Origin of the sequence: Pedobacter fastidiosus, assembly GCF_014306625.1 — a bacterium.
Classification (GTDB): Bacteria; Bacteroidota; Bacteroidia; order Sphingobacteriales; family Sphingobacteriaceae; genus Pedobacter; species Pedobacter fastidiosus.
Window position 1 is genome coordinate 130,259 of sequence record NZ_JACRYL010000007.1, and the last position, 15,969, is coordinate 146,227.

The window sequence follows — 15,969 nt, forward strand, 5'->3', positions numbered from 1 at the left end:
CTTTTAAATGCATGTGTAAATCTATGTATAAACCTTAATGGTTTTTAAACTTTGTTTTTCCGCTTTGCCCTCCCCCTTTGGGGGTCGGGGGCTAAAACTTCTCAATAATCGCAATCACAATTCCTGTTATTATAATGTTGGCAATTGCCAAAGGGATTAAACCTCTCCAGCCTAAATTCATCAACTGATCATAGCGGAAACGAGGGATTGTCCAACGTACCCACATAAAGAAAAAGATGAAAAAGAATATTTTACCAAATAAAACTGCTGTTCCAACTAAAGGAGCCCATGTTGTTCCTAATTGTGTCGCCACCCAATCCATACCTGGATAGTTATAACCACCAAAATATAAGGTAGCCATTACTGCTGATGAAACGAACATATTGATGTACTCAGCAAAAAGGTAAAAACCTAATTTCATTGATGAATACTCTGTATGATAACCACCAATTAATTCCGTTTCGCATTCAGGCAAATCGAATGGAGCACGATTAGTTTCAGCAAAGGCACATACCATGAAGATTAAAAATCCTAAAGGTTGTTTAAAGAAATACCAAGTAAACCAGCCATCTTTCCAAAAACCATGCTGTTGTTCAACTATTGTTTTTAAACTTAGGGTATTGGAAAGTAGAAGTAAGGCAATGATAGATAAGCCCATTGCAATTTCATAACTGATATTTTGTGATGCAGCTCTAATTGCACTTAATAAAGAGTATTTATTATTTGATGCCCAACCGCCGATCATTACGCCATAAACACCTAATGAAACAACACCGAAAATGTATAAAACACCAACATTAATATCAGAAACCTGTAGCGGAACAACTTTACCGCCTATTACCATTGGACTTCCCCAAGGAATAACAGCGGTACCAATACAGGCGCAAAGCAATGCTAAACCAGGGCCAGCGATGAATAACCATTTGCTCGATGTTGTCGGAATAATTTCCTCTTTCATGAACATTTTTAATCCATCAGCCAAGGGTTGCAAAATACCGAAAGGACCTGCTCTATCTGGCCCCAAACGATCTTGTAAAAACGCTGCAACTTTACGCTCTGCGTAGGTAGAATACATTGCAATTACTAAACTGATGCCGAAAATGATAGCAACAAGAATAAATTTTTCTATAACAAAACCGCTATCCATTAGTATTTAACTGTTTTATGTAATTCAACTTCATTTGCATCTTGTAAAGCTTGGTTAGGCTGAATAACATACAAAGGTTTTAATGTTTCGTAATGGTTAGAGGCAATTACCGAAGTATCATCAATATGGGTTGGGTGCTCTATAACCCAATCTGAAGTTGCTTTTTTATCGAAACGACAGGTATTACAGATAAATTCTTCTACTTCTCCGAATTGATCTTTACGAGCAGTAACACGTAAAACATCTTCTCCTTTATACCAAAGTGTTACTTTACCATTGCACTTTTCGTGGTCGCAATCGCGGTGTGCATCAACTGGCTTGGTAAACCAAACGCGGTTTTTAAAACGGAAAGTTTTATCGGTTAAAGCACCTACAGGACAAACATCGATTACGTTTCCTGAGAAATCGTTATCAACAGCTGTTTGGATATAAGTAGAAATTTCTGAATGATCGCCACGGTTTAAAATACCATGAACACGTTTATTTGTAATTTGATCTGCAGTGAAAACACAACGATAGCACAGAATACAACGATTCATGTGTAATTGAATTTTATCTCCAATATCAATACGGTCAAAAGTACGACGCTCAAACTCATAACGGGTTTTCTGCAAGCCATGCTCGTAACCTAAATTTTGCAAATCACATTCACCCGCTTGGTCGCAAACAGGGCAATCTAATGGATGGTTAATTAATAAAATTTCAACCACACCTGCACGTGCTTCCAAAACTTCTGGTGAAGTAATGTTAAGCACTTCCATACCATCCATTACAGTTGTACGGCAAGAAGCTACCAATTTTGGCATCGGGCGTGGATCTTTTTCCGAACCCTTTGTTACCTTAACAATACAGGTACGGCACTTACCACCACTGCCCTCTAACTTAGAATAATAGCACATTGCTGGCGGAACGACATCACCTCCAATTTGCCTTGCAGCATTTAGGATAGTGGTTCCGTTATCAACCTCTACTGTTATTCCATCTATCGTAACCTTAACTTTTTCACTCATGGTTAATGATAATCTTTTGTTTTTTTATGCTTAATACCGTCATTGAGAGGCATGAAGCAATCCTTTATATTTAATTTTCTTTAGAAATTTTATAACCAATTTCTTTTCTTGGTTGCGCTTTTTGTTCCAATAGTTCATCAAAATATCTGAATATAACTTCGATATTTTTATCCTGATTATTCACTTTCTTTTTAATCTTCTCTACTTCTAATCTTATTTCTGTGTTACTCAAAACCATTGTTCTAAGTTGTACAAACACATCTATTATTTTAATACTCACTTCTATCGCTCGTTTACTTTTTAAAACATTTGATAGTTGCAAAATACCATGTTCACTAAAAGCGAACGGGAGATATTTTGAGTACTTTCCTTTCTCTAAGGTCACAAATTGTGATCTTAGAACTTCATTTTCTTCTTTAGTTAATTCAAACATAAAGTGTTCCGGAAAACGCTCTATATTTCTTCTAACTTGTTGTTTAAGCTGCCTAGTTTCGACGCCAAAGAGCTCTGCCAAATCAGAATCTAACATCACCTTAACTCCTCTAAAAAGATATATTTTATTAACTATTACTTCGTTGGGGATGATTATTGATGATATTTCTTCTTTCATTTACATATATTTCCATTGTTAAATTAAGTTCTTAAGGTCACAATTTGTGACCTTAAGATTTATATAGTTTGTCGTTATCACAAACCAATTATTATTTTTCTTCCGTTACCGGAGCTTTCTCAATCGGCACCGCATAATTTGCGATGCCATAGTTTTGCGCCTGGCTCTTAACAGGCTCTTTAATGTGCCATTCAAACTCATCTCTAAAGTGACGAATTGCACTCGCCACCGGCCAAGCTGCAGCATCACCTAATGGGCAAATGGTATTCCCTTCAATTTTACGTTGAATATCCCACAACAAATCAACATCTTCCATTTTTCCATGACCATGTTCGATTTTATGCAACACTTTTTCCATCCACCCAGTACCTTCACGGCAAGGCGAACATTGTCCGCAACTCTCGTGATGATAAAAACGGGCGAAGTTCCAAGTGTTTCTAACAATACATTGGTCCTCATCAAAAGCAATAAAACCACCAGAACCCATCATGGTCCCTGTAGCAAAGCCACCTTCTGATAACGATTCATAACTCATTAAACGAGGTTCGCCGTTAGCATATTTTAAAGTTAAGTTTGCAGGTAAAACCGGAACAGATGAACCACCTGCTACCGTTGCTTTTAATCTTTTACCATTAGCAATACCGCCACAGTATTCATCGGAATAGATAAATTCTTCAACTGGTAAACCTAATTCGATTTCGTAAACACCTGGTTTAACTAAATTACCAGATGCTGATATTAATTTTGTACCTGTACTTCTACCGATACCTATTTTTGCATACTCTTCGCCACCGTCATTAATAATTGGCACAACTGCAGCAATCGATTCGACATTATTTACTACCGTTGGACAACCATATAAACCAGCGATTGCTGGAAATGGTGGTTTAATTCTTGGATTACCTCTTTTACCTTCAAGAGATTCTAACAATGCAGTTTCTTCACCACAAATGTAAGCACCACCACCTGGCTGAACATATAATTCTAGATCGTAACCAGTTCCTAATATATTTTTACCTAACCAACCAGCAGCTTTAGCCTCAGCAATTGCTCTTTCTAAAATGCGGATTTGAGGCATCATTTCTCCACGAACGTAGATGTATGAAACCTTTGCACCTAAAGCAAAACTGGCAACAATCATCCCTTCAATTAAAGCATGAGGAATGTAGGTCATCAAGTAACGATCTTTGAAAGTTCCTGGCTCAGATTCATCAGCATTACAAACCAAATAGCGTGCAACACCTTCTGGTTTAGCCAAAAAGCTCCATTTCATCCCCGTTGGGAAACCTGCACCACCACGACCGCGTAAGCCAGATTTCTTAACTTCTTCAACAATCTCTTCAGGTGTTAAAGTTTTAAGGGCTTTCTCCACAGCACGGTACCCACCTTTTTGGCGATAGACCTCAAGCATGTTGATGCCTGGTACGTTAATATGCTCAAGTAATAATTTACGACTCATTTTTATACCCCTAAATCCCCTAAAGGGGACTTTTTCCCCTCGTTATTAAACTCCCCCTTCAGGGGGCCGGGGGGTTATTTATTTTTTAAATCTTCAATCAATTTATCTACACTCTCGGTAGTTAGGTTTTCGTAGAAAGTATATTCCGGACTAATTTGTAATACCGGACCAAAACCACAGGCGGCTAAACATTCAACTCCTCTAAAGCTGAATAAACCATCGGCAGTAACTTCACCCTCTTTAACACCTAACTTGCTTTCCAAGTGGTCTAATATTTTTTCAGCGCCTACTAAACAACAAGGTCCGGTACGGCAAACTTCCATTGCATATTTACCTTGAGGTTTTAAGAAATACATACTGTAAAAAGTAGCTACTTCATAAACTTCAATTGGCTGAATTTTTAAGTATTCTGCAACTTTATCCATTGCCGAAGTACTAACCCACAAAAACTCTGCCTGCACCAAATGCAATAATGGTAGCAAAGCTGATTTACTTTTATCTGCCGGATAACGGGTGATTACATCATCAAATTTGGCAAGCAACTCTGATGAGAAAACTACAGGTGTTTGTTCTTCTACTTTAAGCATCTAATTCTCCTGCAATAATATTCATACTACTCATGTTGATAATGGCATCGGATAATAACATACCCTCGCTCATTGGCGCAAACATTTGGTAATTTACAAAACTTGGTCTGCGGAAGTGTAAACGATAAGGTGTTCTTCCGCCGTCATTTATTAAATAGAAGCCCAATTCTCCATTTCCACCCTCTACAGCATGATAAACTTCAGCTTTCGGCGCATCAATTTCACCCATCACAATTTTGAAGTGATAAATTAAAGCCTCCATATTGTTATAAACTTCTTGTTTTGGGGGAAGATAAAACTCAGGCACATCAGCGTGAAAAATACCTTTTGGTTCTAATTTAATCTTTTCTAGAGCCTGTTCGATAATGCGAACACTTTGCCACATCTCTTCGTTACGAACAAGGTATCTATCATAAATATCACCACTAGTTCCAACCGGAACTTCAAAATCGAAATCCTGATAAGAAGAATATGGATCGCTTACACGAACATCATAATCTACACCAGTCGCACGTAAAAGTGGGCCAGTCCAGCTATATTCTAATGCTGTTTCTTTGGTTACTTCCGCAACTCCAGCGGTTCTATCTATGAAAATACGGTTGCGACTTAAAAGGTTTTCAAACTCTCTTAAGGCTACTGGAAATTCTTTTAAAAATTTATTGATTTTCGCAAAGGCAATTTCGTTGAAATCTCTCTCAAAACCACCTATACGACCAATATTCGTAGTTAAACGAGCACCACAAACCTCTTCGAAAATTTCGTAAATGTGCTCACGGAATTGAAAAAGGTAAAGGAAGGTGGTGGTTGCTCCAGTATCTTGACCAATAATCGTATTGCAGATAATGTGATCAGAAATCCTAGAAAGCTCCATGATAATTACGCGAAGATAATCTACGCGTTTTGGCATTTGGATATTCAATAGCTTTTCAACCGTCATGTGCCAGCCCATATTATTAATAGGCGAAGAGCAATAGTTTAAACGATCTGTAAGTGGAGTAATTTGATAAAATGGGCGATGTTCGGCAATTTTTTCGAAAGCACGGTGGATATATCCAATTGTAGAAACACCGCTTACAATACGCTCGCCATCTAATTGCAAAACGTTTTGAAAAACGCCGTGTGTTGCAGGGTGCGTTGGACCTAAATTTAAGGTTACCAGCTCACTTTGCGGGTCGTTATCTGTAAATACCGGATGGTTATGATTCATATTTTACCTTCCAAAAAATTCGTCTTTTTTATCTACTCTATTCGGATCTTCCAATGGATATTGTTTCAACATTGGGTGAACACCTAACTCGTCCATATTTAAAATACGGCGTAAATCTGGGTGACCTTCAAATTTAACTCCGAACAAATCGTAAGTTTCGCGTTCCATCCAGTTAGCACCTTTCCAAACAGTTGTTGCCGTTGGGATTGTAGGATTTTGTTCAGAAATAAAAACCTTGATTCTTATCCTAACTTTCTCCACCATATTATGCAAGTGATAAACAACAGCAATGCCGTGATCTTTACCTGGATAATGAACCGCAGTTATATCAGTTAAGAAGTTAAACTTTAATTCCTCTTTCAAGAACGATAAAACATTTACAATAACATCTTTGGTTGTTGCAAAAGTTAGCATACCATAAGGCTCAGAAACAGCAGTTACTTTTTCACCAAACTTATCGCTAAGCTTTGCAAGGATATTGTTATTTAGAGTCGTTTCTTCCATTATTTAATGCCGTATTGACCTAAAAGTTCTTTATAATAATCAGAATTTCTTCTTCTTCCAGATTCGTTTCTAACTAAATCTTGAATGCGTTGGAAACCATCTAAAATTGCTTCTGGTCTTGGTGGGCACCCCGGAACATAAACATCAACAGGAATAACTTCATCAATACCTTGCAGAACAGAATAAGTATCAAAAATACCTCCGCTACTTGCACAAGCCCCAACAGCCATAACCCAACGTGGCTCTGCCATTTGGATATAAACTTGCTTTAATACAGGCGCCATCTTTTTAGCGATAGTACCCATAACCATTAAAACATCTGCCTGACGAGGAGAAAAACTCAAACGTTCTGCACCGAAACGACCTAAATCGTAGTGAGAACCCATGGTTGCCATAAACTCAATTCCACAACAAGAAGTTGCGAAAGGCAATGGCCATAATGAATTTGAGCGTGCCAAACCAATAACTTTATCCATTGAAGTGGCAAAGAAACCAGATCCTTCTATTCCTGGAGGCGCATCAACTATATTAATTTCACTCATGTTTATAAACAAAAAATGCTCATCCCTTTGCAGAATGAGCAACAAATTTACAATATTTTAAAGGCAAATAAACTAGTTTAACTCGATTTAGAACCTTTCTAAATAAATTAAAGCACTTTATGTTAGTGTATGCGATACACTTCGGTTTTCGGTGTGAATTTTATGATTATAATTAAAAACTGCTTACCAACTTAGTTCCAGTCTAAAACTTTTTTCTTGATTACATAAATGAATCCAAGTAATAGGGTACCCATGAAGATGAACATTTCTATCATTCCATCCATTCTTAAAGCTCTAAAATTTACAGCCCAAGGGTACATAAAAATTACCTCAACATCAAAAAGAACGAATAGGATTGCAACAACGAAATATTTAATCGAGAATGGTTGACGGGCATTACCGACTGATTTTACCCCAGCTTCAAAAGTTTCTAACTTGTCACTCGTTTTACGCTTTGGGCCTAAAAAGTGAGTAGCAACCAAGGTGGTTACTACGAAACCTAATGCAACAACTACTTGAAAAATAATTGGTAAAAAATCTATTGCTGTACTTTGCGCTTGCATAATCTTTATTTTCTGATGCAAAAGTAAAAGAAAAAGGCAGAGTAACCAAACTCTGCCTTTTCTAAATTATTAATTAGAATTATTATTATTTACCTTTTCCTTTTGCAGCTGGAGCTTGAAGCTCTTTTAACTTGGCTGTTGCAAATGGACCAGCCGGATCAAGTGCGATACTCTTGTTTAAGAAATCTATCGCTTTTGGCTTGTCTTTATCAGCATAGTATGCACCTAAATAATCGTAAGATTCTACTAAGTTATTTTTATTACTTGCAGTTTCTTCTGGTTTTACCAAGCTTATATATTTTTCGAAGAAAGGGATCGAAGCATATTTTGGACTTGTTTTATCATCCATTAAGTTGGCAATCCTTGCTCTTGTAAAATAACCCAAAGCGAATTCTGGAGATACTTTATTTAAGTGACTTAATGCAGAATCTGCTTCTACCAAACCTGTTGTATTTAATGGTTTTTTATCTTTTTGCAAGAAATAAGACTCGTAAAATCTAGTCTGACCTAAATAGTAATAGTTAGTTAATGAACCCTTACCATTAGGATTATATTTAATTGCAAGGTTATAAATCTCAGCGGATTTAGCATATTTTTTTGCTTTCATCAAAGCTAAACCAGCTTCAGCTAATGCATCAGCATTATTTGAATCTATTTTAGCTGCTTCGATAATATTCAATACTGCTAAACTATCTTGACCAGCTTTTAATTGAGCTTTTCCTAAATAAAGGTAATCATTACCTAAAATTTTTGTTTTATCTTTTTCTTTAGCAAAGAACTCCGTTAAGTAAGTTAATGCTTGAGGATAATTTTTATTCTCATAAGCAGCCCAACCTTTCATTCTATCTACAACTGCACCCTTAGTACTACCTGCTGGCACTTGTAATGAAGTAGCAACTTGTTCTAAGGTTTGGAAATCTTTTGCGTAAAACAAGAATTGAGCATAACGTAATTGAGATTCTAAAGATTTGTCTGTCAAATCCATATATTTTTTATAATTCTCAATACCTTTTTTTGCTTTTTCTTGATCTGTACCAAAGCTACTCCACTGTAAGTAAAGCTCGCCTAATTCACGGTAAGCAGGTCCATAATTTGGATCAGCAGCAATTACATCTTGTAATTCTTTTTCACCCTCAGGAAAAGCTCTAGACTCTTTGTACATTTTACCAATTTGAGTTTTAGCTCTTCTGTTTGTTGGATCAACATCACCAACTCTCATGTATGGACCTAATGCTTCAGAATTCTTTTTTTGCAAAGCATAAGCGTCGCCTTGTGCTAAGAAAACATCTCCATCTTTATCTTTAGAATCCAACTCATCTGCTTTTGTAATATTAGCCAAAGCATTAGTGAAATCTGGTTTAGAAACATCCTCAGTTGGCTTATCTTGAGCCAAATAAGCTTTACCTATATTCAAATAAGTTTTGTAATCTTTTGGCGCTAAGGCAACTGCTTTATCAAAATTAGTTTTTGCCGATGTTGGATTGTTTGATAACATATCAGCTTCGCCCAAACCAATTAGGTTTAAGTTATTTTTAGCATCAGCAGTAACTCCTTTGGTAAAAACTGCTCTAGCCGAATCAATATAACCGGTTTTTAAATAAACCAAACCAAGGTTATAATAATTTTCGCCGTTTGTTGCTTGTGAGCTCACCAATGATTTAAGCATTGATGATGCTTTCTGATACTGTTCAGCGTCAATGGCTTTTTTCGCGTCGCTTAAATTTTGAGCAAAAACTGCAGAACCCATCAACACTAAACCTACATTTAAGGTTATTGCTTTCTTTGAAATTTTCATTGGATTTAATTTTTGTTTTTTAATGGTAATGAATTTTGAAAGGGCCATGGTTCTTTTCTCTTCTTGTTGCGCTTCCAACCTTCACTTGGTATTTCTTATCTCTAAAATTTGAAGCATTTATTAAATACTTCGTGGTTCAATTTATAAATTATTTTTCTTTTGTTAAGTTAATTTCTCTAGGCATTAATTTATGTGGCCCCAGTCCAGATTTAAGTACAATTAACTGTCCTCTCTGACTTCTTAACCATGTTGCAAATCCTGTGCCTAAACCATCTCTACCTTCACAATCTATAATATTTACGTTTCTAAGGAATGGATAGATTCCGTTAATCAGATTATCCTGAGTTGGTTTATAAAACTGATCGTCGCCAACCTTGCCTTTTAAGTTCTTTACCCCAAGAATTTTTATCTGACTTAAGTAATCTGTCATCTTCGAATTTCGGTCGGTAATCCAATTCATGCCTAAAATACCAATAAAATTCTTATCCTGAGCTATAAGCTTGATCACTTCATTACTAGAACTTTTCGAGTAAACACCTTTCGCCGGAAATTGGCTGATATTAGCCAATTGTTTAAAGTATTGAAAGGTACTTGAATAAGCGTTATCAAAGACCAATTTTTTATCTGAAGTTTTCCCCTGTAATATATCTATAACTTCTTTAACGGTAATTGTACTATCAATATTGCCTTGGTTGGTAATTAAAGCTATCCCATCAACTGCAAAGCGTGATGTATTGATTTTAATATTGCGCTGATTATAATACTTTTCTTCCTGTTTAGTAAGCATTCTTGGCAAAACAATTACCCTAACACTATCATTTAGGAAAGCTGGCAATAATTTTTCTTCAGGCTTGATTATGGTTTCAAATTTTGCCTGTGGATAATCTAATCCAAAAACACTAATCTGTTCTTGAATGATAGGGCCAACACTTTCATCAACCAAAATTTTTAGAGTTCCGCTGGTACGCGTTTCTTTTACCGCTTCGGGTTTTGCTTTACGTTTGCAGGAAACGAAAGCCAGCAACATAAATATAAAAAGGATATTTCTCATCAATGATTAGTCTCGCCTGCCCAGGCTTAATAGTCTTATAAAAGCATAAATAATCAGAAAGATTCCAATTGCCACCTTACCGTAGTAAGGGATGTTCAAGTTAAGGCCTTTCCAAAAGATAAATGCCAAACCTAAAATCACGTAGAAAACAAACATGATAAGTCCTAAAATGAGCAAAAACCGCTGTTTAGGCGATTTTTGCTTAAAAATATCAAAATTTAACATTTACTATTAGTTCAATGTAAAGTTTACGTTGATGTTGTATTTTACCCTTACCGGCTTACCATTTTGGATACCTGGGTTCCATCGTGGGCTTGCTTTTAATACACGGATAGCTTCTTCATCAGTACCACTACCCAAACCGCGGGTAACTGTAATGTCTGTTAGTTTACCATCTTTTTCTACAACGAAAGATAAAAATACTTTACCCTGTACGTTGTTTTCTTGTGCCATTGGAGGGTATTTAATTGCTCCACTTAAATATTTGTAAAATTTAGGTAAACCACCTGGATATTCTGGTTGTTTCTCGATACTAACGAAGTCATAAACTTTATTATCATCTACAGCAACTGCAGCTTCTCTTTTAGGTCCTTCTCCAACAGGTTCAGCAATTTGAATATCTGCTGTTGGATCACCTTTAATATCTCTTTGACCAGGATCTGCTTCCTTCAACTTTTCTACAGTTGGTGGTTCCTCATCACGTACTTGCTCATCTGGCTTAACGATTGGAGGTGGCATTTTTACCTGATCCACTTTTGGTGGCGGTGGTTCTACTGGTGGTGGTGGTGGGGTTTTTGGATCAACTGGGGGCGGTAGAGCGATAATTACTTCCTGCGCTTTTAATTGCTCATCTTGATTATCCATTGAGCCTTTGATTAGGCTATAGATTTTTGGTGAGAAAAATAAAACAAGAAAGATTACTGAACCGATAATCAAAGCCCTAGTCGTATTGGCTCCATTGGTCTTACGCAATTGGTAAGCACCATAGCTTTTGTTTTTATTAGCAAAAACTACTTCAAGCCACTCACTTCTAAATATATCTAATTTTGACATGATTATTGAGTTTAACTTTATTATAAAATACCTTGAGATTTCATCGACTCTTTTTCGGAATCAAGGATATTATCATCATCAATCTGACGAACTTTTACCTTTAATATTTCCAATTCATCCATAATATCAACAAAGTTTTGGAATGTAGATCCGCTGGTTGGTTTTATCAAAACAACAAACTCCCCCTTAATTCCAGATGCATCAGCAACTTTTCTGTTTGTGATGATTGCTTTATCAACTTGAGATAAGCTTTCATAGGTTGGAGCTGTTTTACCAGCTTCGCCCATATACCACGCTACTTTATCTTTTTTACCCAATAAGATAGTCATGGTTTTTGAAGCTTTCAACTCTAATCTATTTTCGTTTTTCTCATCCTTATCTGGCTTCACGATATCCATTGCTTGAGGCGTAGATATTGATGTTGTTAAAATAAAGAATGTAACCAAAAGAAACATCAAATCTACCATTGGAGTCATATCAACCCTTGGTGTGGCCTTCTTCCCGCCTGTGTTTAATTCTGCCATTTCTTATTTCTTTTTAGCTTCAGAGTTTGTAACTAACAAAAATTTGTTCACTTTTTGTTTCTGAAGAACATCAATAATCTTTTTAATTACAGGATACTCCTCTTTGGCATCACCTTTAATACTCACACGCATCGGCTGTTGATTAATCTCGGCTGTTGCGGTACGAGCTTGTAATACCCAAGAATTTAACTGGTTATCAGTTGAATCTGTAGGGATACCTGTTTGCACTCCTTTTTTCATCCTGTCTGATCCAGACATTGCAATAAACTTTTTCAGATCTGAAACTGGTACACCAAAAGTTGAGATTACTGAAAAACGTTGTATTTCAACCGGGGTAAAATCAATATTGTATTGTTTACCAATTAGCTCTAAGGTTCTGGCCCTAACTTTATTACCTGCTACTTCAAAGAAAACCTGACCCTGACCAATTGTTAAAATTGCGTTATTTTCTGCTGGCACCTTAAACTCATACGTAGATGAGGGGGTTTGTACAGCTAGTGGTTCTGGTTGCCTTGCAGTTGCAGTTAAGATGAAGAAAGTAAGTAACAACGATGCCACATCACACATGGCAGTCATATCTGTTACGGTACTTGTTCTTTTAACTTTTATTCTAGGCATAATATAAATTACTAGTTTTTAATAATGATGATCTTTTTTCCGGTTTTCCATAAAGCCGGTAAAAATTTTTTCAAAATTCTTATTTATGCGAACTAGCGTATGTTTGAACGATGCTGAAACCAGCCTCATCGATAGCATAAGTTAACTTGTCAATTTTAGAAGTTAATATGTTATACATGATAATTGCTACAGTAGATACCAAGATACCAGTTGCAGTATTGATAAGTGCCTCAGAGATACCTACCGCTAATGCTGATTGATCTGGAGCACCAGAGTTTGCTAAACCGGCGAATGCACGGATCATACCTGTTACTGTACCTAATAAACCTACTAACGTACCGATTGATACTAGAGTAGCGATTACAGTTAAGTTTTGCTCTAACATTGGCATTTCTAAAGCAGTTGCTTCTTCTACCTCTTTTTGGATTGCAACGATTGATTGCTCAACATCCATATTTGTGTCAGCTTCAACTTCGCTATATTTTTTCAAACCAGATTTAATTACGTTAGCAACTGAACCTTGTTGTTTGTCACACTCAGCTTTAGCAGCGTCGATGTTTCCTGCGCTTAATAAACCTTGTACTTTACGAATGAAAGTATCTAAGCTAGATTTTCCGCTTGCTTTACCGATTACGATGAAACGCTCTATAGAGAAAACGATTACTACTAAAAGTAATCCTACTAAGATCGCTACGATAGGACCTCCTTTGTATGCTGTTCCTAGATAGTTTCCAGCTAATGGTAATTTCTCTCTGTCACCGTCGATAAAGTTGCTTCCTTCTCCGAATACGAATCTCCAAACACAGAATCCAATTACGATACAGATTGGAATAACGAATGTTGAAAACAAATTTGAAGCACTAGAAGAGCTCTCTTTTTTAACAGTTGTTGGTTTTGGTGCGTTTGCCATTTTTTTTTAATTTTTAGTTTTAGTTCTTGTTTTTAATTTTTAGCTGTTTTTTTCTTTTGTACTACACACAACGTTTCTCATCTGATTTTGTTGCGAAAAACAAATTTATAAATTGATTTTAAATTACAAATTAATAAATCAATAAACAATTAAATCGTTACTTAAGATTTAGTTTACGGTAATCACCAAGGGTGTATAACAAAAAAATTGCCTCAGCCGGAGGCAATTCTTTCACAATAAAAACTAAAAAAAAATCTAATTGCAAATTTTTGGAGTAAAAAATGCATTTTAAAGTGCATTTAACACAATTTTAACTCTTTCTCGTGTAACTTTTGGGTATTTGCCTTGTCAAACTGCTTCAAATTTTCCGAAAACGCCTTATTCAGCTCGTAGGCTTTTTGGAAGTATTCTTCTTGATTATCCCAGGTTTTGGATGGGTCTAGAATTTCACTCGGAACGTTAGGGCAATGTAAAGGCATCATTAATTTAAAAACATGGTGCTCTTTATATTTATTATGATCCAAATCTCCGTTTAATGCTGCAGTGATCATCGCTCTCGTATAACTTAATTTCATTCGCTTACCAACTCCGTAAGCACCGCCACTCCAACCTGTATTAACCAACCAAACATTTACTTGATGCTTTTGCATTTTTTCGCCAAGTAATTCTGCATATTTCGATGGGTGCAACGGGAGAAAAGCTTTTCCAAAACATGCTGAGAAAGTTAATTGAGGTTCAGTTATGCCTGCCTCGGTACCTGCAACCTTTGCGGTATAGCCACTCATAAAATGAAACATAGCTTGCTCTACATTTAATTTGGAAATTGGGGGCAAAACACCAAAAGCATCAGCCGTTAAAAAAAATATATTTTTTGGAACAGGCGCCACTGATGGCAAAATTGCATTGTCAATATATTCTATAGGATAAGCTACTCGGGTATTTTCTGTTTTATCAATATTGGAAAAATCTACTTCTCTAGTAGCTGGGAAAAAATTGGTGTTTTCTAATAACGATCCAAATTTAATCGCATTAAAAATCTGTGGTTCTTTTTCTTGGGTTAAATCGACACACTTTGCGTAGCAACCGCCTTCAAAATTAAAAACAGAATCCTTTCCCCATCCATGTTCATCATCGCCTATTAAGCCTCTTTTCGGATCTGCTGACAGCGTAGTTTTCCCTGTTCCTGAGAGGCCAAAAAAGATTGCGGTGTCTCCAGCTTCGCCAACATTGGCTGAGCAATGCATAGAAAGTGTGTTTTTGTAAATCGGAAGGATAAAGTTGAGTACAGAGAAAATTCCCTTTTTAATTTCGCCTGTGTAGCCTGTTCCACCGATTAAAATAATTTTTTTGGTAAAATTTAAGATCGAAAAGTTTTCTTGTCTCGTTCCATCTATCAACGGATTGGCCAAAAAGCCTGGTGCAGCGATGATTGTCCATTCTGGATTTTCTCCCAAGCTGCTTTCCTCTGGACGAATAAATAAGTTGTTTGCGAAAAGATTTTGATAAGCTGTTTCGGTTACCACCCTAATAGATATTGAATAATCGGCATCAGCGCATGCAGACGAATCTCTAACATAGATTGTTTTGTCTTTTAAATAGTTAGTTACCTTATTATATAATGCATCAAATTTTTCTGGACTGATTTTGATATTTACATCGCCCCACCACACGGTGCTTTCAGTAATGTCATCATTCACAATAAATCGATCTTTTGGAGAACGACCCGTAAATTTTCCTGTATCAATCGCTAAAGCTCCGGAAGACGTCAAATTGCCTTCCTTATTGTTTAACGCTTCTTCAACTAATTCTGGGGATGATAGTTGGTACTTTACAGCAATGTTCTCGCCTAGATTTAAATAGCTTAAATCTGGCGTTTGCAGTTTCTTTTTGCTCATAACAATAAGTTAGTTAGTGATGCAAAGGTAAAGACTTATCACTCATAAAAACTAGCTTTTTCTAGTAATTATTTACATATTGTACCAAATACACTAATACTTAACTTTCTTATTATTAGGTAATTAAATACAATATTTAAGGTCAAAATATTTTTGTTTTATACACTAAGCCCGCGTATTATTTTGGTGGATGAGAGGGGAAATAAAAATTCCTCCCCCTGCCCCCTCGAGAGGGGGATACCCCTCAGAGTTTTATAACATACAGAGCTTATTGTTGCGGTCGGTAAAACACCAACCGGTGGAGAGATAGAATAATAACTCCTAACCCTGCCCCCTCCAGAGGGGGCAGGGTTAGGAGTTTTATAACATACAGGGCTGGAATGTGAAAACGTGTTTCGGTCGGTGAGACACAAAGCAATGGGGAAATTGAATAATAAATTCCTCCCCCTGCCCCCTCCAGAGGGGGATACCCCTCAGAGTTTTATAACTTACAG

16 protein-coding genes are annotated in these 15,969 nt (G+C 36.5%); all 16 read right to left on the minus strand.

Translation table 11 applies throughout. The features are described from left to right. Positions 1 to 91: 91 nt before the first annotated feature. On the minus strand, positions 92 to 1,147 hold the full coding sequence (gene nuoH / locus H7U22_RS09480; RefSeq protein ID WP_187071118.1) for an NADH-quinone oxidoreductase subunit NuoH: 1,056 nt from the start codon (positions 1,145 to 1,147) through the stop codon (positions 92 to 94). Then, entirely contained in the window at positions 1,147 to 2,157 is a 1,011-nt protein-coding gene (locus tag H7U22_RS09485) for a 2Fe-2S iron-sulfur cluster-binding protein (RefSeq protein ID WP_187071119.1), read from the minus strand. The genes nuoH and H7U22_RS09485 overlap by 1 nt, the downstream gene beginning before the upstream one ends. Before the next feature lie 70 nt (positions 2,158 to 2,227). Beyond that, entirely contained in the window at positions 2,228 to 2,767 is a 540-nt protein-coding gene (locus H7U22_RS09490) for an ORF6N domain-containing protein (RefSeq protein WP_187071120.1), read from the minus strand. Between the two features lie 91 nt (positions 2,768 to 2,858). Continuing rightward, the gene (gene nuoF, locus H7U22_RS09495; RefSeq protein WP_187071121.1) at positions 2,859 to 4,226 is read right to left on the minus strand and encodes an NADH-quinone oxidoreductase subunit NuoF; all 1,368 of its coding nucleotides are present in this window, start codon (positions 4,224 to 4,226) and stop codon (positions 2,859 to 2,861) included. A gap of 74 nt (positions 4,227 to 4,300) precedes the next feature. After that, positions 4,301 to 4,813: an NADH-quinone oxidoreductase subunit NuoE family protein gene (locus H7U22_RS09500; RefSeq protein WP_187071122.1), complete on the minus strand. Its 513-nt coding sequence runs from the start codon at positions 4,811 to 4,813 to the stop codon at positions 4,301 to 4,303. After that, positions 4,806 to 6,020: an NADH-quinone oxidoreductase subunit D gene (locus H7U22_RS09505; protein WP_187071123.1), complete on the minus strand. Its 1,215-nt coding sequence runs from the start codon at positions 6,018 to 6,020 to the stop codon at positions 4,806 to 4,808. Before H7U22_RS09505 ends, H7U22_RS09500 begins: the two co-directional genes overlap by 8 nt. Positions 6,021 to 6,023: 3 nt before the next feature. Then, a complete protein-coding gene (locus tag H7U22_RS09510; RefSeq protein WP_187071124.1) occupies positions 6,024 to 6,524 on the minus strand; it encodes an NADH-quinone oxidoreductase subunit C in 501 nt (166 codons plus the stop codon). Continuing rightward, entirely contained in the window at positions 6,524 to 7,066 is a 543-nt protein-coding gene (locus H7U22_RS09515) for an NADH-quinone oxidoreductase subunit B (RefSeq protein ID WP_029282020.1), read from the minus strand. Before H7U22_RS09515 ends, H7U22_RS09510 begins: the two co-directional genes overlap by 1 nt. Positions 7,067 to 7,257: 191 nt before the next feature. After that, positions 7,258 to 7,629, minus strand: coding sequence for an NADH-quinone oxidoreductase subunit A (locus tag H7U22_RS09520; RefSeq protein ID WP_187071125.1), 372 nt, complete (start codon positions 7,627 to 7,629; stop codon positions 7,258 to 7,260). Positions 7,630 to 7,714: 85 nt separating this feature from the next. Further along, the gene (locus H7U22_RS09525) at positions 7,715 to 9,424 is read right to left on the minus strand and encodes a tetratricopeptide repeat protein (protein ID WP_187071126.1); all 1,710 of its coding nucleotides are present in this window, start codon (positions 9,422 to 9,424) and stop codon (positions 7,715 to 7,717) included. Between the two features lie 148 nt (positions 9,425 to 9,572). Continuing rightward, on the minus strand, positions 9,573 to 10,475 hold the full coding sequence (locus H7U22_RS09530) for a PstS family phosphate ABC transporter substrate-binding protein (protein WP_187071127.1): 903 nt from the start codon (positions 10,473 to 10,475) through the stop codon (positions 9,573 to 9,575). Positions 10,476 to 10,706: 231 nt separating this feature from the next. Then, positions 10,707 to 11,528, minus strand: a complete 822-nt coding sequence (locus H7U22_RS09535; protein ID WP_187071128.1) for an energy transducer TonB — start codon at positions 11,526 to 11,528, stop codon at positions 10,707 to 10,709. Between the two features lie 20 nt (positions 11,529 to 11,548). Further along, the gene (locus H7U22_RS09540) at positions 11,549 to 12,052 is read right to left on the minus strand and encodes an ExbD/TolR family protein (RefSeq protein ID WP_187071129.1); all 504 of its coding nucleotides are present in this window, start codon (positions 12,050 to 12,052) and stop codon (positions 11,549 to 11,551) included. Positions 12,053 to 12,055: 3 nt separating this feature from the next. Beyond that, positions 12,056 to 12,670 carry a biopolymer transporter ExbD gene (locus H7U22_RS09545; protein WP_187071130.1) on the minus strand — a complete coding sequence of 205 codons (615 nt, stop codon included), beginning with the start codon at positions 12,668 to 12,670 and terminating at the stop codon, positions 12,056 to 12,058. A 79-nt stretch (positions 12,671 to 12,749) separates the two neighbouring features. Beyond that, positions 12,750 to 13,580 (minus strand): MotA/TolQ/ExbB proton channel family protein, encoded by an 831-nt coding sequence (locus tag H7U22_RS09550; RefSeq protein WP_187071131.1) that lies wholly within the window; start codon positions 13,578 to 13,580, stop codon positions 12,750 to 12,752. A 299-nt stretch (positions 13,581 to 13,879) separates the two neighbouring features. Beyond that, entirely contained in the window at positions 13,880 to 15,475 is a 1,596-nt protein-coding gene (gene pckA / locus H7U22_RS09555; RefSeq protein WP_187071132.1) for a phosphoenolpyruvate carboxykinase (ATP), read from the minus strand. Positions 15,476 to 15,969 lie beyond the last annotated feature (494 nt).